This is a genomic window from Gemmatimonadota bacterium (genome assembly GCA_026387915.1).
Lineage (GTDB): Bacteria > Gemmatimonadota > Gemmatimonadetes > Gemmatimonadales > Gemmatimonadaceae > Fen-1231.
The window spans coordinates 195,590-217,067 of record JAPLKS010000009.1; the positions used below are offsets into that span (position 1 = coordinate 195,590).

General features: G+C 62.4%; 10 protein-coding genes, 3 tRNA genes and 1 rRNA gene. 2 read left to right on the top strand and 12 right to left on the bottom strand.

Annotated features, from left to right (window positions below; genetic code table 11):
* Nucleotides 1-27: 27 nt before the first annotated feature.
* The 10 genes from NTZ43_05060 to NTZ43_05105 all read right to left on the bottom strand — a co-directional run bounded on the left by NTZ43_05060 (nucleotide 28) and on the right by NTZ43_05105 (nucleotide 14,207).
* Nucleotides 28-1,557: ribosomal RNA gene (locus NTZ43_05060) — 16S ribosomal RNA — on the bottom strand.
* 415 nt (nucleotides 1,558-1,972) lie between these two features.
* Complete coding sequence (locus NTZ43_05065; protein ID MCX5766580.1) at nucleotides 1,973-3,286, bottom strand: PAS domain-containing protein; 1,314 nt, start codon at nucleotides 3,284-3,286, stop codon at nucleotides 1,973-1,975.
* Between the two features lie 329 nt (nucleotides 3,287-3,615).
* A tRNA-Lys gene (locus NTZ43_05070) sits at nucleotides 3,616-3,688 on the bottom strand.
* A 34-nt stretch (nucleotides 3,689-3,722) separates the two neighbouring features.
* Nucleotides 3,723-3,796 (bottom strand) — tRNA-Arg (locus NTZ43_05075).
* A gap of 51 nt (nucleotides 3,797-3,847) precedes the next feature.
* Nucleotides 3,848-3,921 (bottom strand) — tRNA-Pro (locus tag NTZ43_05080).
* A gap of 97 nt (nucleotides 3,922-4,018) precedes the next feature.
* On the bottom strand, nucleotides 4,019-6,379 hold the full coding sequence (locus NTZ43_05085; GenBank protein MCX5766581.1) for a DPP IV N-terminal domain-containing protein: 2,361 nt from the start codon (nucleotides 6,377-6,379) through the stop codon (nucleotides 4,019-4,021).
* 59 nt (nucleotides 6,380-6,438) lie between these two features.
* Entirely contained in the window at nucleotides 6,439-9,012 is a 2,574-nt protein-coding gene (locus tag NTZ43_05090) for a prolyl oligopeptidase family serine peptidase (protein ID MCX5766582.1), read from the bottom strand.
* A 52-nt stretch (nucleotides 9,013-9,064) separates the two neighbouring features.
* Nucleotides 9,065-9,772 carry a carboxypeptidase regulatory-like domain-containing protein gene (locus NTZ43_05095; protein MCX5766583.1) on the bottom strand — a complete coding sequence of 236 codons (708 nt, stop codon included), beginning with the start codon at nucleotides 9,770-9,772 and terminating at the stop codon, nucleotides 9,065-9,067.
* Nucleotides 9,773-9,859: 87 nt separating this feature from the next.
* On the bottom strand, nucleotides 9,860-11,209 hold the full coding sequence (locus NTZ43_05100) for a RagB/SusD family nutrient uptake outer membrane protein (GenBank protein ID MCX5766584.1): 1,350 nt from the start codon (nucleotides 11,207-11,209) through the stop codon (nucleotides 9,860-9,862).
* Nucleotides 11,210-11,240: 31 nt separating this feature from the next.
* Nucleotides 11,241-14,207, bottom strand: coding sequence for a TonB-dependent receptor (locus NTZ43_05105; GenBank protein ID MCX5766585.1), 2,967 nt, complete (start codon nucleotides 14,205-14,207; stop codon nucleotides 11,241-11,243).
* 303 nt (nucleotides 14,208-14,510) lie between these two features.
* Here NTZ43_05105 and NTZ43_05110 point away from each other — a divergent pair, with 303 nt between their 5' ends.
* A complete protein-coding gene (locus tag NTZ43_05110; GenBank protein MCX5766586.1) occupies nucleotides 14,511-15,632 on the top strand; it encodes a di-heme enzyme in 1,122 nt (373 codons plus the stop codon).
* A 37-nt stretch (nucleotides 15,633-15,669) separates the two neighbouring features.
* Here the strand turns inward: NTZ43_05110 and NTZ43_05115 are convergent, their stop codons facing one another.
* Nucleotides 15,670-17,127, bottom strand: a complete 1,458-nt coding sequence (locus NTZ43_05115) for an amidohydrolase family protein (protein MCX5766587.1) — start codon at nucleotides 17,125-17,127, stop codon at nucleotides 15,670-15,672.
* Nucleotides 17,128-17,362: 235 nt separating this feature from the next.
* Between NTZ43_05115 and NTZ43_05120 the strand changes: the two genes are divergently transcribed.
* Nucleotides 17,363-18,139 carry a DUF1028 domain-containing protein gene (locus NTZ43_05120; protein ID MCX5766588.1) on the top strand — a complete coding sequence of 259 codons (777 nt, stop codon included), beginning with the start codon at nucleotides 17,363-17,365 and terminating at the stop codon, nucleotides 18,137-18,139.
* Nucleotides 18,140-18,219: 80 nt separating this feature from the next.
* Here NTZ43_05120 and NTZ43_05125 read toward each other — a convergent pair whose 3' ends face one another.
* Nucleotides 18,220-21,366, bottom strand: a complete 3,147-nt coding sequence (locus tag NTZ43_05125; protein ID MCX5766589.1) for a glycosyl hydrolase — start codon at nucleotides 21,364-21,366, stop codon at nucleotides 18,220-18,222.
* Between the last annotated feature and the right edge of the window lie 112 nt (nucleotides 21,367-21,478).

Below are 21,478 nucleotides of genomic sequence, written 5' to 3' on the forward strand. Positions count from 1 at the left end.
CACCAATGGGCCTACTCGCAGCTCCGTTAAGGAGGTGATCCAGCCGCAGGTTCCCCTACGGCTACCTTGTTACGACTTCGCCCCAGTCACTGCGCTCGCCTTAGGCAGCTTGGTCCCTTGCGGGTTCCGACACTGACTTCGGGCGCTCACAGCTTCCATGGCGTGACGGGCGGTGTGTACAAGGCCCGGGAACGTATTCACCGTGGCGTAGCTGATCCACGATTACTAGCGATTCCAGCTTCATGTAGTCGAGTTGCAGACTACAATCCGAACTGAGGCACGGTTTGGGGATTGGCTCACTCTCGCGAGTTGGCGACCCTCTGTCCGTGCCATTGTAGCACGTGTGTAGCCCTGGACGTAAGAGCCATGATGACTTGACGTCGTCCCCACCTTCCTCCGGTTTGGCACCGGCAGTCCCTCCAGAGTCCCCGGCATAACCCGCTGGTAACTGGAGGTGAGGGTTGCGCTCGTTGCGGGACTTAACCCGACAGCTCACGACACGAGCTGACGACAGCCATGCAGCATCTGTGCTGGAGCTCCGAAGAGGGGCTCACGTTTCTGCGAGCTTTCTCCAGCATGTCAAGCCCAGGTAAGGTTCTTCGCGTTGCGTCGAATTAAACCACATGCTCCACCGCTTGTGCGGGCCCCCGTCAATTCCTTTGAGTTTCAGCCTTGCGGCCGTACTCCCCAGGCGGGGCGCTTAATGCGTTAGCTTCGGCACGGGAGGAGTCGACACCTCCCACACCTAGCGCCCATCGTTTACGGCGTGGACTACCAGGGTATCTAATCCTGTTTGCTCCCCACGCTGTCGCGCCTCAGTGTCAGCAATAGCCCAGCAGGCCGCCTTCGCCACCGGTGTTCTTCCGGATCTCTACGCATTCCACCGCTACACCCGGAATTCCACCTGCCTCTACTATGCTCGAGCTAGGCAGTCCGCACGGCCGATTCGGGGTTGAGCCCCGAACTTTCACCGCACGCTTACCCAGCCACCTACGCGCCCTTTACGCCCAGTGATTCCGGACAACGCTCGCACCCTCTGTATTACCGCGGCTGCTGGCACAGAGTTAGCCGGTGCTTCCTCACCCGGTACCGTCAGTCCTCTCGAAAGAGGATGTTCGTCCCGGGCAACAGAGGTTTACACTCCGAAAAGCTTCATCCCTCACGCGGCGTCGCTGCGTCAGACTTTCGTCCATTGCGCAATATTCCCCACTGCTGCCTCCCGTAGGAGTCTGGGCCGTGTCGCAGTCCCAATGTGGCTGGCCATCCTCTCAGACCAGCTACCCGTCGATGCCTTGGTGGGCCGTTACCCCGCCAACTAGCTGATAGGTCGCGAGCTCCTCGATCTCCCCCGGAGGTTTCATCACCAAGGGAATCCCCTCGATGATCGTATGCGGTATTACCCGGCCGTTGGGCCGGCTATCCCCCAGAGATCGGCAGATTGCTCACGTGTTACGCACCCGTTCGCCGGTTGCCCGTATTGCTACGGGCCCCCGTGACTTGCATGTGTTAAGCACGCCGCCAGCGTTCGTCCTGAGCCAGGATCAAACTCTCCAATGATTCAAAGATTTGATTAGCTCTCCGAACAAACACTGTCACGCTATCACTAACGTGACAGCGGTATTCGGAATCACAATAAATTTTTCAGGTCTAACCTCTCGCCGTGCCCCTGAAAGGACACGGGTCATAGAGATCGCCTCGCACATCCTTTTGATCTCACATTCAATTTTCAAAAAGCTCTACATCGAGGCGCTTTCCGCGCCAGCCCCCAAGAATACACCAGTGTTACCTGGCTGTCAAGGGCTTTTCGAGTTGTTCTTCGAAAGTTTTTTCGCCCCTGACCCGCTCGCAGCACTACTCTTTCTGCGAGTGACCACCGCACATCCTGAGGAGTTTCGTGCGGGGATCTCAGCTTACCTAGTTGCGCACTGGAATGCAAGCCCCAGCCGCACGCATCTTCGCGACCAGTAACCGCCTACAAACCCTGGGCAAGACGAGCCGGTTCTTCCTCGAGGAACTCGATGCCGCCACGCACCACGGTAAACGCCTCGTGGGCGCGCATCATCGCGATCGCGGCCTGAGGCTCGGGCGCACCGGTTGCACCGACCGCACGCCCGTCAGCGCCCTCTCGGCGCGCGGCGACGCTGGCGTGCTTCTCCACGACCACCACGGTAATCTCACGCAGTTCGCCGACTTCGCTCAACAACACATGGCAGCGCGCTTCGTGCAGGCGACCGTTGAACTCGAGCGGCACCGTAAAACCGCGGCGCGGGTCGATCGCTTCACCAAAGAGTGGCGCTTCCACTTTCTTTCGTAATGCCGGCGCCAGCTCGGCGCCGATCATCGGCAACAATTCTTCGACCGAACGGCCGATCGGATCCGCAGACATCACGCCATAGTAGGCGGCAAACGCGGGGTTCGCTCGTACGCAGCAGAGCCGTGCGTCGAACAGGCCGATGGCCGCTGGGGAATCCGCTGCCGCCGTCTCGTAGAGCACGCGCTCACGGACCGCCTGCATCTGGTGCTCCGACGACTGCTTGCGGAACACGTCGCGCTCCGCGGCAGTGCGCGAAAGCATCGACTCGAGTCGTGATTTTTCGTGGTCGTGCTCTAGGCGCGCGCCCGCCGAACGTTCAAGCGACGCTTGCTGCGTCAACACTTGCTCGCCCTGCTTGTCGGAGAGCACGCCGAGCCGGCGCATGAGCAAGAGCAGTATACCGATCGGGAGCAACGACCCGAGGCCAAACAGGATCGCGCCAGCCCGGTAGCGCTCGAAGTCGTGCGTTTCTGACAGCTCCGCTTCGTGCATTACCTCATCCAGCGCGTGCTGAACCGCCGCGGCATAGCGCCCGTCGGTATCCACCACGCTCTGCCCAACAAGTGAGGGCGATACAATATGCCGCTCGTAGGCTCCGAACGCGGACTTCAGTTCCCGAAGGCGGATGCGGATTTCCGGTACACTCACGGCCAGCATCGCGAGTGTATCCTGCTCCGCGGCCAGCCCCAGGTTCGCACTGTCGATGGCCGGCTTCCCCTCGTCTGCACTCACGACGTACCGTGCCAGCGCATCGACGCGCACGCGACTCCACGCTTCGATTTCACGCACTTGCCGGACGATCTCGGATTGATTCGCGGAGGCCCAATAGCTCTCGCGTACCATCCAAAGCGAGGCCGCCTGCAAGACAACGAGCGCGAGAGCCGCGAGCACCGCCAGTCGCGTCACATCGGGACCGTGATTGAACACACGGCCCATCTGGAATCTGGAGGTGGAGATATCGACGCGGCTCACAGGGTGCGGTGCTCCAGAAACAGGCGGGGGAGGATCTCGGCGATCCCAACTATTATCGGCCAAACTCTCTGGTTACTTCAGCAAGGCATGTGCCAGAGTTTCGCAAACTACGAACGACTTGGTTTCATTGGGAAGCACCCTTGCGCCGTGTCGTTGACTAGGACATTTGGCCCCGACTGCGGTCCTTTCGGTAGGACAAGGTGTCAAGAGCGGGACACTTTGCCCTATTGCCGCTCGTGGGCTGTAGCTCATTCGGAGGGGACTACAAACAAAATCGCCCCGACACTTGAGGTGTCGGGGCGATCGTTGCGGCATGCGCATTTTCGCAATGCGCCCTGTAGGAATCGAACCTACAACCTAGTGATTAAGAGTCACTTGCTCTGCCAGTTGAGCTAAGGGCGCGCATTCGAACATTTACAACCGCGGAACCGCAAGGCGCGCCAGGGAGGAATCGAACCCCCGACCTGGAGCTTAGAAGGCTCCCGCTCTATCCAACTGAGCTACTGGCGCCTAGTCGGAAACGAGTCACCACACCTTCGTCCAATCTCAGTCTCGCGTCAGTCGGGGCGGCCGGATTCGAACCGGCGACCTCCTGCTCCCAAAGCAGGCGCGATACCGGGCTACGCTACGCCCCGCGAACCGAGTGCGAATGTTAGTAGGTAGTGCGGCGTGGGTCAACCGTCGGCGCGCGCGATACTCTCGTGCCACGCACGCGCCGACGGAGTCCCCCACTTACGGGGTGCGAGGCTTGATCACGTATCCCTCCGGCGGCACAGCGCCGGCGAGGTTCCGGAGGAAGTAGTCCCACGTTCTGCGAATCATGTAGGGCTCCGCCGCGAATCCGTGATTGCGGTTCGGCATGACCAACAGATCAAAGTCCTTATTGGCCTTGATGAGCTCATCGATCACCAGTTGGGTGGCCACGGGATGCACGTTGTCATCGAGGGTGCCGTAGGCGAGGAGCAGTTTCCCTCGGAGATTCTTCGCTTTGCGCCAATTGGACTGCGAGTCGAAGGAGTCGGTGGAATCCGACAATTTCTTGAGCAGCCCCTGATATTTTTCGCCCCACGTAAAATCGTAACTCCGCTGATCGTGGTTGCCGGCGCTCGACACGGCGACTTTAAAGAACTCCGGATAGGTGAGCAGCGCGTCCGTCGACGAGAACCCGCCGCCGGAGTGACCGAAGATGCCGACGTGGTCGAGGTCCATTTCCGGATACCGCGCCGCGAGTTGCTTGATGGTCGCGATTTGATCGGGGATGCCGTTGTCCCCCATGTTGCCATAATAGGCATCGTGGAAGGCCTTGGAGCGCCCGGGCGTACCCATCGCGTCAACCTGCACCACATAGAAGCCGAGTTCAGCGAGCGCACGCGCCTCGCCACCCGGCTGCACCGTGAACTGCCGCCCACCCGTGGAGCCGATCTGCGGGCCGGGGTAGATGTAATCGATGACGGGATACTTCCGTCCCGCCACGATCTTCGATGGACGAAAGAGCAAGCCGAGCAGTTCAGTTTGGCCGTCCCGTGCCTTGGCGCGAAACGGAGTGGGCATGGTCCAGCCTGTGGCGGCGAGACGGCTGATGTCGGCGCGCTGCAACTCTTTGATGACAGCGCCGGTGGGGAGCCTCAGAACCGATACGGGGGTGGAATCGGGACGCGAATACACGTCGAGGAGCGACTTGCCGTCTGGGGCGAGCGAAATCGCGTGATCCGCGTTCTCGGGCGTGAGCAGTTCTACGCCTGAGCCGTCGAGATGTGCGCGGTACAGCATTCGGAGCAGCGGATCACGCCCGGCCTCGCGACCGCGGGCGGTGAAGTACGCGTACCGTTGTGCTTCATCAATCCAGAGCAGATCGCTGACCATCCAGTCGCCGCTGGTGATCCGATTTTTGATCGCTCCGGTGGCCGCGTCTACGAGATAGAGGTGACCCCACCCGTCACGCTCCGACCACCATACGATCTCACGATTGGTCGCAATGGGGCGCCAGTTCGGAACACCGCCGGAGTTTTGGTTTGTTTCGACGAACGTCTTTCCGCGCTCGGCGAGTACCGTGCGCACCGCGCCCGTGCGAACATCGGCCGACAAGAGCGACAGTTCGTGGAAGCCGCGTTTTCCGACGGTAAAGAAGAGTTCACTCCCCCCTGCCCCCCATCGCACATCCTTCCACACGGAATCGGTACTCAGCCAGCAGCAGGAGGTATTGACAGCGTCGATTGGTGGCGTGTTCACGCGCACGTTGGTGCGGCGCTCCACGTCGAAGATGTGATACTCGAATGTTGGCACGACCGAATCGCCGGGCAATGCGTACCGGTAGCTATGGAGCACGGCGGCGGGAGACTTCACCTCAAGCAGATGCATCAGTCGGACGTTGCGCTGATCCCACTTATGTGTGACGAGTCGCTTGGAATCCGGCGACCAGAGCACGTAGGGCCGCAGTTCCGTTTTCTGACGAACGTTCGTGACTTGTTGGCAACAGCCCACATTGGCGATGGCATAGCCGAAATCTTCGGTGCCGTCAGTGGTAAGCGCCGTCTCCTCCCCGCCACCGACCGCGCGCACGAAAAGATTACCGGCGCGTTGGTAGGCCACCCATTTTCCGTCGGGCGACCGGACTTCGCTCACGCGGCGCCACGGAATGGAATCGGGGCCGCTGCACTTGTAGGCCACGATGTCACAGGTCCAGAACTTTCGCTTGGACAGCTCAACCTGCACGGACCGCGCATCGGGCGAGAGCGACAAATCGCGGAACGGCAGCTTCGTGGGATCCAGCGCAGTGTCTGCACGCAGCGAGAGCTCGGCCGCGATACGTGCGTTGTCAAAGAGCGGCCGTTTGGCACCGGTCGCGGTCTCGACGACGAGAAACTCATATCCTTTGATGCCGCGGTTGCGGTACCAAAAGCGATCGACGGCGGTCCAGTGCGGCACGACCGCGTCATCTATCACCAACTCGGCGGCATTCCACCCGAGCATCGACTCCGCGCGCGCATAGTCGGTAGACCCGACTTGTGCGCGGAGCGGACCGGCGACGACAACAGCGATGAGCGCGAAGGAGAGCTGCCGTATGGCATGACGAAAACGAATCGCCGAGTTCATGATGTGGTGCCAAGAAGATGGTGAACAGACAGGAGACGTGTGCAAACGGACGGCGATCATTAGCGTTTGGGAGCGGGCGCCCATCGCGCCGCCCACGCTTCTGGCTGCCCCTTGAGTTGTTTATCAAACCACTCGAGCAACATTGCGTCCCGCAGGTATTCGACGCTCGGGCGCGAGTTGATTCCGTGATTTTCACCTTTCACGCGCACGAGTTCGACCTCGCGTCCGAGCATTCGGAGTGCCGTGAACAATTGTTCTGATTCGGTGGGGACGACGTTGGAGTCGTCGGTTCCGTGTATGAGGAGCATCGGCGCCGTGATTTTGTCGGCCTGAAACAACGGGGAGCGATCGACATACACGTCTTTGCGGTTCCAGGGGTAGCAGCCGGGACAGGTTCCATCGGTGTAGCTATACCCTGACGCGCCTGCACCCCAATAATTCGCGATGTTGCTGATGCCGGCAATCGCGATGCCGGTCCGGAAGATTTTTGTTCGCGTCAGCACGTGCATGGTCATGAAGCCACCGTACGAATGGCCGAAGTTCCCGACGCGCTGCGCGTCGACATATCGGTGTGTCGCGGTGAATCGCTCGGTGCCTTCGATGATGTCCGTGGCTGCGGGAAAACCCCAGTCATTGATGTGATAGTCCGCGAACTTTTGTCCGTAGCCCGGCGTGCCCGCTGGATTCATGAAGAGCACCACGTATCCATTGGCGGCGAACCAGATCAAGCGTTCTTCGAAGTTCTTTTTCATCGGCAGCGTGCCGCCGTAGTAATGCACGATCATCGGGTACGTCCGGGTGGAATCGAATCCTGGCGGGAGCCAGTACCACGATTCAATATCCTCGCCACGCGTGTTCTTGAAGCTCCAGTTCTTTGCGGCGGGCATGTCGAGGCCGTCGAGTGCATTCGCATTGGGTTGCGCGAGCGCGGACGTCGTGCCGGTCGCGAGATCCATGCGGTGGACCGACGCGGGGGATGACGGATTTTCAATTGCCAGGACCATGGTGCCGGCGGCGACGTCAGCGCCAGTCACCACATCACCCGGCACCGCCATGACTTCGAGCGTGGTGGATTCGAGCGCTGAGGTGACCGCCCGGCGCGTACGCGCGGGCACGGTGCGCGCGCCGGCATCGACGGGCACATAGATACGCCCATCCTTGGCGTTCCAGTGAAGGCGTGAACAGCCAAGCCCGCCCCCGACGTTGGGGACGAACGCGTCGCTGAGATGTACAAGGGCCGGCCGATCGAGCCGCGTGGCAAAGAGTGCGCTTTCGTACACCGAGAAGGTGGGCGACTCCGTGCGCAGCAGTTCTTTCGTGCTGGCGCAGAACGCGATGGCGCGGGAATCTGGAGACCACGCGATGGCTGCGGGCGCGCTGAACGATTCTTTCGTCAAGTCGAGTACGCGCGTCGCAACGAGCGTCGCAACGTCCACCGTCCAGACTTCAGCGTGTAACCACGGGCGCTCCACATTACTGTACGCATTTCTCGCGTACGCAATCAGCCGCCCGTCTGGCGAGAGCGTGGCGCCTGACACGCCAAACGACGAATCGCCAACCACGGTAAAGCGCGTGCCTTGACGCACGTTGACGGCGAATAGATGCGGCTTGAGCGGTGAGTCGTCCATGCGCTGCCACACTTCCGTGAGGCGTCGTGCCTCACCCGGCTTCGGCATGTCGGGCTGCACCGGTGCGGCGGTGCCGATGTAGTACAGCCACTCGCCGTCTGCCGACCAACCCACCAGTGAACGTGCGGGTTCAGCACGCAGCAGGCGCTTTGTGACACCGGTGGCCGGATCCCACGCCATGATGTCCACACCACCCGCGTCGGCGCGATCACCGTCCACGAGGAAGGCGAGGCGTCGGCCTTGCTTCGACCAGACGGGATCGCGCGGACTGCCACTGCGGACTTCGCCTAACAGGTGGCCGTTGCTGACCTCGCGAATTTCCATTGCGCTCGCGGCCCGGTCCGCTTCGGCATCCTGCCAACGCGACACGACGGCGACGTAGCGCGCGTCATCGTCGAGGCGCACGTCGGCGACCGCGACGACATTGTGCAGTTCACGAAAGGTTGGCGCGTGCCGTGGATCGAGGCTGACGGAAAGCGCCCCCCCCTGCACGGCTGGCGTCATGGTGAGGGTCAGCGGCTGCGCGGCAGTCGCGGCCGCACCGATTCGCTGCACGAGTACGAAGTGTTTTCCCGTGGCGAGATTCGCGGTGCCGCCGACGGCGCGACGACCGTCAATCCAGAGTCGGCGAGATGATTCGTCGCCACCGGTGAGTGTGTATGCAATGCGTGTCCACCGATCAACGCTGACGTAGGCGGCGGCGAACAGCCCCTCGCCTGCCCCGACGGTCCCCGTTGCCGGCGCCCACGAGAGCGCGGGTCCACGAGGCGAGGACCAGCTGTTTCCTGCGGCCGGCCAGGCCGTGGAGAAGTTGGGGCGTGTCGCGTCGAGCAAGGCGGAATCGCTCCGCGCGCCGAAGGGTGCGACGACTGGGGACGGACCCAGCACGAGCCACCGATCGATGGTCTGCTGCGCGCCTAGCAGGGCTGGGAGCGCCGCGATCAGTGCCAATCCGATGTGCGCCCAACTGGCCGCGCGTCGGTTGTGGGCGAGACTTCGAGTCATCAGACGCTCTGTATTGATGGTGAAGACGCGTGCTGCGCGTGGGCGAGTCCGCTCACGGTAAAACTCGGAGCACACCTTGCTCCTGTGGCTGGTGGTACTTACACCGGTATGCAAACGTCCCCGGCGTGGTTGCTGTCCAGAAATACGCTTCGGATTCGATCATGTCGCCGGTGTCCCCCCAGGGGCCGCCGGTGACGGTATGTACCTTCTCGTCGACGTTGTACCAGCAAATATTCGTGCCGACTTTCACGACCACTTCGCCGTTTTCTTTTCCGTCTGGTTGTTCTTGGAAGAACCCGTCGCCGATATAGATCTCGACGAGATTTTGCGTGTAGTTCCCTCGTTGCACCTTCACGGGGACGAAGGTATCCGTTCCTGCCGTCACGGTGAATCGCACGGGATTCTCGAACGGATCCGGGATCGCCGCCAGCCCTGGCGCATCGAAGCGCACTTGATACCGCCCCGCAGAGAGCGCGGGGAATGAAAAGCGGCCATTCGCATCTGCCGTGGCGCGCATGCCGACGTGGTGCCCGCTGCCGTACATCAAGGTGAGCGCGCCGAGGTTCGCTTGGGGATTGCCTTGCAGGTCCGTCACCTGCCCGCTGACCGTGCCTTTGCCGGCCGGCAGGGTGATGTCGCCACTCCCACCACGACACGCGGCTACGAGCGCCGTGAGCCCCGCGGAGCCGCACGCGGCCACAAACGCACGCCGGCTTACCGGTACTACGGGACCAATCAACTGGTGATGCCAAACACCCATGCGGAGCACCCCTCTTTATGTGTGAAAAGAGGAACGGGGCAGGCCGAACCGCTCGGCCTGCCCCGTACCGTCAATGAAGCCGAAGGATCAGGAAATCCTCGGGCAGCTCCCACCGCCGTCTTTCATGCTGGGATTCGCGAGAATTTCCGTGCGCGAAAGCGGGAGTTTGGTCGCACGCCCAGGGCCCAGGAGAGCGCCCGTGAGATTGAAGCGGTCGAGATCCTGCAAACGATGCCCTTCCACGAACAGTTCGGCCATCCGCTCGTTGAGCAGCGCCGCTTGCCCAGCGGCAGCGGAAGCCGGCACGGCCATCGGCGGGAGCGCAACGCCGGTCCGGGCGCGAAGACCGTTGAGGAGGTTGGCTTCGGTGGTGAAGTCCGAGGCACGCATCGCCACTTCCGCCTGAATCAGGATGGCCTCAACACTCGAGAACATCCGAATCGGGGCGGACCGGCTCGCGTACTTGGTAATGCCATAGTACGGGATGCGGTTATTCACGCCGAGTTGGTTCGCCGTACGCATCACCGCCATGCGCGGGTCATCCCGCGTGGGGTCTGACCAGTCACGGAGGTAGGCCTCGTACGACGAGGTCGAATCGATCACGTGCACACGCGATTGATACATCTCACGCAGACCGCCGGAGCGGTTGCGGTTCTGATTGAACTGATTGCCAGTCCAGCTCTGCGTGGACGCCGCGCCTTCCGCATAGATCGCGCTGTACACAAATCCAGCTGGCACTTGAGCCGCATCGCTTCCGGCCGCCGCGAAGTTGCCGGCGAGCAAGTTGGCGCGCGCGCGACCGGCGTACCCGACGGCCGTCCATTTGGTGCGGGCGGCCGCGTCTCCACTGATGGCCTGCGCCGCCGCGATCGCTGCGGTGAACTTGGTGACCGCCTGCTTGAAGACTTCGGAGTCGGGCGCACGCGCCGTCCCTGACGCTAGCGGAGATTCGCAATACCCCATTCCGAGCAGCAAGTCGGCGATCGCATCTACGGCGAGCACCTGTGCGCGAAGCGCACTCGAGCTTGCCGCGGTGCCTAGCACCAGTTGCACACGTTCGGCTGCGCTCTGCGCGGCGAAGCGCGCGCGCAAGAGTTGATCCTGTGTGCCCGAAAAAGTGCCAGCGGTCGCCCAGTCGTGGCGAAGACGTCCGAACGCAATGTCCTCCCAGTCGATCCACGTGGAGGTGGACGTCATATTATCGGCGAGCAACTCCGTGGCGACGATGTAGTCATCAAGCGCCTGGTGCAACAACCCTTCGGAGCCGTCGGTGACGGTCTTGAGGATCACCGAGTTATTGAGCGCATCGTTGCCGAACGCCTGTGGATTTGGGACATCTAGGATTCCCTTACAGGCCGGAGCGACGACCAGCACAGCCAGCATCATCGCATGACGCGCTACGCGTCCGACGCCGGCCCGTTTGTTCTGGATTCTCATGTCTATTCTCGTTGAGATGAGTGGGGCGGATTTAGAAACGCGTCTTGATTTGCATACGGAACAAGCGGGGCGAGGGCTGCATGAGGAAGCCGCCCGCGAACCCGAATGAACTCGCACCCGCCCAGTTCGTATTGGGATCGGTGCAGTTGCAGTGATCCCACCACCAGACGTTCTGACCCGTCAAGGTGATCGTGGACGTGCCGAGTCCGAGCCGTGTGGAGAAGGCCTCCGGCACCGACCACGCCATGGAGAGCTCGCGCAGGCGCACGCTATTCCGGCTGTCGTAATAGTTCAGAATGCTCGCCCACTGGGCGATGGAGTCAGCCTTGAGGGTTCTCGTGCCGCCGGCGCCGAGGGCGCCCAAGTATTCGTCGGACCCGCCCTGACGAATACGATAGGCGCGATCGCCGTTGCTGAAAATCGCCCCGTCTTCAATGGACATCAGCATGGAGAAGGTGAACGCCCCATACCGCACTTGGTTCGACCACGATGCGTTGAACGTCGGGAGTCCTGGCCCGAGATAGATCGCCGTGTCGCCGCGTGTGGTGGTCGGGCAGCCATAGCTCGGGCACGGCTTACTGTCGAGCGGGCTCGTGCCAGTGCTTACGACAGAGTATCCGGTCGGGACGCGATCCCAGACGCCGCCAATCGGATAGTTCAGACGGAAGCTATTGTTGCCGAGCTTTACGCCACCGAGGTTCGTAATCTTGTTCTTGTTTCCGTCGAGCTTGACACCGGTGGTCCATTCGGCCTTGCCGGTGGCGTAGACACGATAGTTAACCGCCGCCTCCCAGCCATGGTTCTGCACTTCGCCGATGTTGATGCTTCTCGCGGTCGTGAAGCCGGCCGAGGGCGGAAAGGACTTGGGGACGATGGCATCGCTCGTCACCTGTGAGTACACGGTGGCTTCGAGGCCGATGCGATCCTGCAGGAAGCCCATCTCGAACCCGAACTCCGTCTCGGTGGAACGCTCGGGACGCAGATCCGCGTTGCCCGGGTTCAGCGGCACAATGCCGATGCCGGAGGTAAAGACCGGCGTTGAGGCATAGCTCGTGAACGAATCGAACGGCCCCGGCATCTTGCCGGCCTGACCGATGGCGCTACGAACGCGGGCCGAACTGATCCACGTCGGGAGATAGCCGCCCCTGGTCATGTCGTACGAGACGTCCATCTTGGGATACTTCTTGTAGCCGTAGTTCTTGCCGAAGGCGCTGTTGCCGTCCATGCGCAGCCCGAGCGTCACGAACAACTGGTCGCGCCACGAAAAACGATCCTGCGCGAGGAAGCCGATGTTCACGGTCTCCGTGTACGACTCGGACGCCTGGGTCGTCGCCGCAGAGCTGATCGAGTTCACACCGGGACCCGCGAAGGTGTTGCCGACGGAAATCAGCAAGCTTTCGATGTCCCAGAAGGCCTGACTGCCCCACGACAGGTTGGACTCGATACCAAAGGGCAGCTTGGACGTGTACTGGCCGAGGTAGTCGACGGTGTACGACTTGTAGTTACGAATGCCGAGATTCTTCTGGCCGTTCGTGACGCCGGCCGGTCCAAAGGCGCCGACATACGGGAAGAAACGATTCTTGTGATCGTTGGTCGCGTCGAGGCCGACCGTGACGCGATTGGTCATGCCGACCATCGTCGCGTGGCTGACCGTGAAGCTACCCGACCAGCGATCGACGTCGGACTGCGTGGTCATCGTCTCAATGTCTTTCACCGGCACCCACGCCTCGCCGTACGGGCGCGATGCAGTGGCCGTTCTCGGGTTGCCATTGATGGCGTTGCCGAGGAGGGCCGTCCAGTTGTTACCCGCCTGGATCTCATTGATCAGGTTGCGGGTGTAGGCCGACTTGGTTTCGATGGTCCACTTGTCGTTCGGCGTGAACGACAGGTTGAGACGCAGCGAGGCTTTCGTCTGGTCGTTGGGCTGGATCGAGCCGACTTCTTTGGAAAACTGCAAGGACGAGAAGTAGGTGCTGCGCACCGTGCCGCCCGACGCACTGAGATCCAATGCCTCGTACGGGCCCTTCTTGATCAGCGATTGATTCGCATCGAGCGCGCGCGTGCCATCGGTACCGACGAACTGTGGGAAGGTCGTCGTCGGCATATTATGCCGCAGTTCGCCGAACCCGGTTCCCAAGCTGAGGTTCCATTCCGTGGGACGTTCGCCCGTGCGGCCGCGCTTCGTGAAAATCTGGATGACGCCATTGGTCGCCTCAGATCCGTAGAGAGTCGCCGCCGCGGCGCCCTTCAGGATTTCGATGCGATCGATGTCATTGGGGTTGAGATCGCCGAGTCGGTCGGTGGAAGCGCCGCCGCCGAAGGAGCAGCATGCGCCGCCGCCGAACCATTCTGTTGCGCGCGTGTCCGAGCGCACACCGTCGATATACACCGCCGGACGCTGACTCAGCGACAGCGACGCGGTGCCGCGAATGCGGATGTCCTGGCCGGAGCCGACACCGCCGCCAACCGTCGTCGCGCGAAGGCCAGTGACCTTAGCGGAGAGGAGACGACCGACGTCATTGACTGCCATCTGGTCGGTCATCGCCGCCGCATCGACCGTTCCGATGGAGGCGCCGACTTGCCGTTTTTCGACCGCACCACCGGTGCCGGTCACCACGACCTGCGACAGTTCAACCGCACTCTCGCTCATTTGGAAATCCACGCGCGTTGTGTCGCCCGCGCGGATCGCCAACGTTTGCGAAATCGGATTCATGCCGATTCGGGTCGCGCGCATCACACGCTGCCCCGGCGCAATACCGCGGATCATAAAGCGACCGCGTTCGTCGGTACTCCCGACGCCGTACTGTTCTCCGACGATTTGCAGCTTGACCGCGCTGAGCGGTCGCTTGGTCGCTGCATCGAGGATCGTGCCGGCCACGGCGCCGGTCATCGCGCCGGCTTGCGCCGATGCTGAACCCGCGACGGTGAACAGTGCGAGCAGTGCGAGAGCCGCCCGAGCGAACAAGCGGCTCGCGTAGGGGCGTTTGGGCAGATGCATCAGGCCTCCGGTAGTCGGTAGCGTACGAACGGAAATGTTTTTCTCCGTAACATCAGAGCAACACATTACGAGAACATCACCCTGACGTCAAGAAGGGAGAGAATTCCTCCGCAATTCCGCCTTTCCGCAGAGTTGCATATTGTGCATACGCGAGCACATTCATCCCATATGGCCCATATGGCGCGCTTGACGTTGCGTAGAGCGGAAACCGAGCTGTCAGGTCTGACACGGCATCCGCGCACAAGAGTTGACCTGGCCTCACGTGGCTCGCGCATCGGCGCGGCCTCGTGGACGGTGATTCTCATGCTCTCATTCACCGCGGTGAGTTGCTCGGACCTCTTCAGCTCGCCCCGGCGATCCACCGGTGGCTCGGGATGGGAGGTACCCACGTCGTTTCCGTCGCCACTGATCCCGCCCGACAACCCGATGTCGGAGGCGCGCGTCGCGCTCGGCCGGCGCCTGTTCTACGATACGCGGCTCTCCGGCAATCAGTCGATGGCGTGCTCGTCGTGCCACCGCCAATCCAAGGCGTTTGCGGATGCGCGCAATCTGCCCTTGGGGTCGACCGGCATCGTGCATCCGCGTAACAGCATGGCGCTCGCCAACGTCATGTACCAGGCCGTGCTCGGTTGGTCAGACCTGACGACACGGCGGCTCGAAGCGCAGGCGTTGATTCCGATGTTCGGCGAGTCACCGGTCGAGATGGGGCTGCATGGACAAGAAACAGTTCTGATTGAGCGCCTGCGCAGCGTGCCGCTCTACGTGACGCAATTCGCTGCTGCGTTTCCTGCGGAGTCCGATCCAGTGACCGTGGACAACATCACCCGCGCGATCGCGTCGTTTGAGCGGACGTTCTTCTCGGGTAACTCGCCCTACGACCGGTTCGTGGCGGGAGACGCCAGCGCGCTGTCGGTGCCGGCACAGCGCGGCTCGACGCTCTTTTTTAGTGCGCGACTGCGCTGCTCAGAATGTCATGCGGGGCCGCTGTTCTCGAACGCCGCTCGTGGGGTTGGCTCGACGCTGGGCGACCCGTCGTTCTTCAACACGGGGCTCTACAACATTGACGGAGCTGGCACATATCCATCGCCGAACACCGGACTCTTCGCTACGACCCACCTGCCGTCAGATATGGGACGATTCAAGGTGCCCTCGTTGCGCAATATCGACGTGACGTATCCGTACATGCACGACGGTTCGGTTGCCACGCTCGACGATGCGATTACACACTACGCGGCGGGCGGGCGTACGATCACGGTCGGCGCGCACACTGGCGTCGGGAGCACGAATCCATTCAAAAGCCCACTTGTGGGCGGATTCCCACTGTCCCCAGCGGAGCGCACCGATCTGATTGCGTTCCTGCGGTCACTGACCGATTCCACCTTCCTCACCAATCCGGCGTTCTCGAATCCGTGGCTCGTGCCCTGATGTCGCCCACGCGGCGTGCGGCCGCACGTTGGGGGAGCTACCGAAGCCCCACGAGTCCGCGCGCTGCCGCGCGAAGTTTTTGGGAGTCGTATCCCACGCCGGCACGGAACACCAACTCCACCTGATAGAGGTCGCGCGCCGAGAGAGCAGGATTCCCGCGCACGAGCACGAGATCGGCCTGTCGCCCGACCGTCACGGCACCGACCTCACGCTCCATTCCGAGAATGCGGGCGCCGTTGTAGGTCATAATCTGAATGGCCGTCTCTGGGCTGAAGCCGGCCTCTCGAAACATTTCGAAGTTGCGAACATCGCCAAAGCCCGGGAGGTAGCCTGTGCCCCACGGGTCGCAGCCAGCACCGAGCAAACCTCCCGCCGCCACAAAGTCGCGTTCCCAACGCATCATGCGTTGGAGGAGCAGCGATGATACGGTCAAGCCGCCGGCGCTTCCCAACCGCGCATTCGCCTCTTCCACTTCGCGACGCGTGTCCGGCGCGAGCATCGCGAGCGCAGCGGTATCCATCACAAATCGTGACGGCGCAAAGGTCTCGTAGACGCCAAGGGTGGACACCACGGGCGTGCCCCGACGGGCGAGCGCGCGGATCGACGCTTGCACGGGCTCACTTCCCACATCGACATTGCTTTGCACGCGCATATTGTCCGGTGGGCATTCGTCTTCTTTTTTGCCGGGCACATACTCGCTCGCCGTAATAAACCCGTGCTGGAGCGCATCAATGCCCAGCTCGGCGGCCTCAGCAAACGACACCGAACACAGGTGCCCCGTGACGCGCACACCGCGCGCGTGCGCGGCGCGGATGACCGCTCCCATGCGGGCGCGCGAAATATTGCCCATCACTTTTACCCACGTGACGCCCTCATCGGCCCAGTAACCGACCACGCGCTGTGCCTCGAGGTCGGATGTGAGGGCGCGCGTCATGGGATTCCGCGCGTCCGGCCCGTCGAGGTACGGTCCTGCGATGAGGAGCCGCGGGCCAGGCGTGCGCCCCGCATCTATCGCGCGCTGCATGCTGAGTTCATGATAGGGCAACTGACTTCCCGCCGTCATCGCGGTCGTTACGCCGAAGGCCAAATAGAGCAGCGGCGCACTCGTGCTCATCTGGGTGAGGCGCTGTACCCCGCCGAAATACGTGTGTTCGTGCAGCCCGACGAAGCCCGGCACTACCGTGAAGCCACGGCGATCGAGGATCTGCGCCTGCGCCGGAATCACGGTCGTCGTGCTGGGGCCAACCGCGATGATGCGCGTGCCGTCGATGACGATCGTTTGGTCGTTGCTCATCGCGGCCCCCGTCCCGTCAATCAGCCGCACATGTGTGAGGGCAACCATCGGCGCGTCCACGGCAATGAATGGCCGTACTTCGTCGGTGACACGGGGACGCGGTTGGGCATTCGCCTTCGTGCCAGCCGCGACAATAGCCACCAACAGCACGAGTGCTCTCGCAGGGGCGGTCATGGATTTCGGGAACGGAAACGAGTGCATCGCGTGCTCCTACTGAGTGGAAATATCCGAGGCGAGTCGCCTGCAGAACCTCGCGCCCCTCGCGTGCCGAGGCAACAGCCGTCGCTAATCTCGACGACTGGCCGCGCCGCCGAATGCGTCGTACAATAGGCGCATCCGCTTCCCCACCGGCGTCAGCGACGTGCTCCAATGGGGCGGGTGACTCGCTCATTTCTTCCACGATGGTTTTGCTCTCTTCCTGTGCCGGAGTTCCCGCATGTCGTTCAAATCGCTTCTCGCGATCGCCCTGTTCACCGTTTCCGCTGGCGCACAGCCCGCGAAACGCGTGGTGTATGCTGACACACTTCCTTGGCCGACCGGAACCTTCTCGATCCTTGCGATGGATCCTGCGACGGGCGAGATCGGGGGCGCGGTACAATCCCGAGTTTTCTCTGTTGGCAACGGCGTGCTGTGGGCAGAGGCCGGCGTGGGCATTGCGGCCACACAGGCGGTCGTTGATGTGAGCTACGGCCCGCAGGCCCTCGCCCTATTGCGGCAAGGAGTCAGCGCCGAGCAGGTGGTGCGGCGCGTGTGGGCGGCAGATCCGGATCCGAGACCGGCCGATTGGAGCAAGGAAGGACGACAGTTCGCGGTGCTCGACGCCAAGGGTACGCTGTTCGCTTACACGGGGCCGAAGGCGACCGATTGGGCTGGGCACAAATCATGTGCTGCACCGCATACGTGCACCGCACAGGGCAACATCCTCGCTGGCTCGGCGGTAGTGGATTCCATGGTCGCTGCGTTCGAGCGAACCGGCGGACGACTGGCGGACCGGCTCGTCGCGGCATTGGAAGGCGGTCAGCGCGCTGGTGGAGACAAGCGCGGCATGCAATCCGCCGCGCTGCTCATTGTCCACAAGAAGAAGGGCTGCGGTGTGTGGGTGAACAATGACGTGATCCTGCGGCTCCAAGTGGACGACAGCCCGGAGCCGATCAAGGAACTCAAGCGGCTGGTGGAGCTCCCCGAGGCGCGACGGAAGACGCCCGGCTGCTGACATGCAAAACAGGAAACGGGAGCGACGCCGCTTGGCGCCGCTCCCGTTTCGTTTCTGGCTTGGTTGCGTAGCGCGACGCGCTACGGCACGATGCGCGGCGGTTGGGGCGTCAGCACGTGCTGCGACCCCTTGAGCAGTTCATTGATCTTGCCAATGCGTGTGCGGATGAGCGCGTCGAGCCGTGTTTGCGCCTCGTCCGTTTCCGTCTTGAGTTCACCCGTGCGCAATTTCTCACCCTCGGTGACCGGCCACTGTGGCCGTGCCACCATCCCGCTGATGGTCTGCGCCTCCTCGCTGAGTCGAGGATACTGCCGGTAACCCAGCCCAGGCAGCGGACGCGCTAGCACGGAATCGCGGAAGTGCCGCAGGTCGCGCAGGGTACCTTCCGCCTCGAGAAGTACGGCGGCCACGGTGCTATCGCGCGGGGCCGCGCGCATTGTCGCCTGCAGCGCTCCGAGTTGGCGAACAAGATCGTCCACCCCACCGATCACGCGGGCGATGCGTTGTTGCGTCGCTTGCGCCTGCAGTGCGACGGTGTGTTGCAGCGCCACCTGCTCTGGCGCCATCTCGACGCGCGGATCGTTGCGTACGTCAATCGACTTCGTGAGCCGCTGGCCGCCCACCACCAGTGTCACGGCATATCGACCAGGCAGCACGGCTGTGGTCGAGGGGCCAAAGAAGTTTTCCTCCTCACCCGCGCCGCCGTCGCGCGCGGCGGCCGCGCGGCGGCGTTCGCGCAGTCCCTGCAACGAGGTGTCGGTCGGCGCCGCGGCTGTTGCGCCGCGTCCACCGCCACGCCCGCCCGATACTCCGGGGGCGGCGTCATACCGAAGGTCCCAGGTGATTCGGCTTACACCAGCTTCATCAGGGACGCGCCGGAACCTGCGTACCACACGTCCGCTTTGGTCAGCGATCTCGACGTTGACCTCAGCGGCCGGCTGCTCATTCAGGTAATAGGAAATAATGGCCCCATTCGGCGGGTTGTCGCCGGCCCACCGTCGCTGTCCGAGATTTCCGTCGCGGTTCCACATGTTCCAGCGGATGGCGGGACGAAGGTCAAACAGCACCGAAGTGCCACGTTGCGCGTCGGTGATTTGTTGCAGCGGCGTGAGGTCGTCCAGGATGTACAGACCACGACCGTGCGTGGCGAGCAGCAGATCATTGTCGCGTGGATGAATCTGCATATCGCGCACCGGTACGACGGGAAGGCTCCCGCGCAGCGACTGCCAGTGCAGCCCCCGATCCCACGAGGCCCACACACCAGCCTCCGTTCCCACATAGAGCAAGTTCCGGTTGCGTGGATCCTCGCGCACCACGTGGGTCCACCACGCACGATCCGGCAGATCGCCGCGGATACTTTTCCACGTCTTGCCAAAGTCGGACGTGGCGTAGACGTACGGCGCGTAGTCGTCGTCCTGATGGTGATCGGCCGTGACGTATGCCGTGCCAGCATCGAAGTGACTCGCTTCGACCGTTGCGATCCAGGCATTGGGCTTGAGGCCTGGCACGTTCACAAACACGTTGCTCCAGGTGCGCCCGCCGTCCCGCGTGACCTGCACATTCCCGTCATCCGACCCCGTCCAGATCACGTTGCTATCAACCGGACTCGGGGCGATGCTGAGCAGCGTCGAGTGAAACTCCGCGGCGGTGTTGTCCACCACGATCTCACCGCCGGACGACTGCTGTTTCTTTGGGTCGTTGGTCGTGAGGTCCGGGGAGATCACATCCCAACTCTGCCCGAGATTCCGCGAGCGAAACAGGACATTGCCGCCGAAATACACGACGTTGGAGTTCTGCGGCGACAGCGCAATCGGCGAGTTCCAGTTGAATCGATATTTATGCCCGATCATTGCGTCGCCCACCGAGCCGACGCGATTGGGGTACGGGTAGATCGTTTTTTGTACACCACTTCGCGTATCGGTGATATTGAGCATCCCACCCTGCGCGTCGCTGAACACCATCCAGGGTTTGTCGATCACGGGCACGGTGAAAAACCCGTCACCGCCGCTCACGGTGTGCCAGTCGGCCGGTCGAATGCCCTGCCCGCTCAGTGAGTTGCTGGGGCCACACCAGTTGCCATTGTCCTGCAATCCTCCGCACACCCGATACGGCACCTGCATGTCGTAGTTGATGTGGTAGAACTGCGTGAAGGCGAACGTATTGACCACGTCCCAGTTCTTGCCGCCATCTCGACTCACCTGCCACCCGCCGTCGCTGCCGCTCAGGATATAGCGCGGATCCACCGGATCGATCCACATCGCCTGATGGTCCCCATGCACATCGCGGGCGATGGTGCGAAAGTTCCGGCCGCCGTCCTCAGAGAAATAGAGTCCGCCCGCCAGCGAGAAGATGCGATTCGGGTTGACGGGATCCACGCGAATATCCGCGTAGTAGAAGGGCCGGAAATTGATGTTCGGATCGCGATTCACGACGCGCCACGACTGCCCCGCGTCATCGGTGCGCCAGAGCTCGCCCTCGTCCTTTGTTTCGCTGATGACGTAGACGATGTTCGGATCGCTCGGCGCCACCGCCACACCGATTCGGTCCATCGCTGTACGCGGAAGTCCGAGCAGCTTGTCCGGTCCGGAGAGGCGCTCCCACGTGGCACCGCCATTCACGGATTTATAGACGGCGGTATTTCCGCTTCCCGACTCCAGGTGCCACGCCCAGCGGCGGTACGTGTACATCCCCGCATACAAGATGTTGCTGTTGTTGGGATCCGCGGAGAGGTCTGAGCAGGACGTCTGCGGATCGACATACAGCACCTTGGTCCACGTTGCACCGCCGTCCGAGGTGCGGAACACGCCGCGTTCCTCACTCGGCCCCCATTCACGGCCGAGTGCGCATGCGAAGACGATGTTCGGATTGCGGCCATCGATCACAATGCGTGCGATCTTGTCCGACTTCTCGAGGCCGATATGGGTCCAATGCTCACCGCCGTCGACGGACTTATACATCCCGTCACCCACCGAGGCATTGTTGCGCGGATTTCCCTCACCGGTCCCCACATACACCACGTTCGGGTCGCTCGGGGCGACGGCAATCGCACCGATGGAGCCCGCGGACTGATCGTCGAACACCGGCGTGAAAGTCGTGCCGCCGTTGGTGGTCTTGATAATGGAACCGTTCGCGCCGGCGACGAAATAGATGAGGGGATTCCCTGGCACGCCCGTGACAACCGAGATACGACCCGCGTTATTCGCTGGGCCGACGGATCGCCAGGGCAAACGTTTCAGTAACTCCGCCGCCCTAGGCGCAGCGACCGCCGGAGTGCTCACGGCTGGAGCCACACCCGGCTTTGACGCCGGTTTTCCTGATTGCTGAGCGACGGCCGGCGCG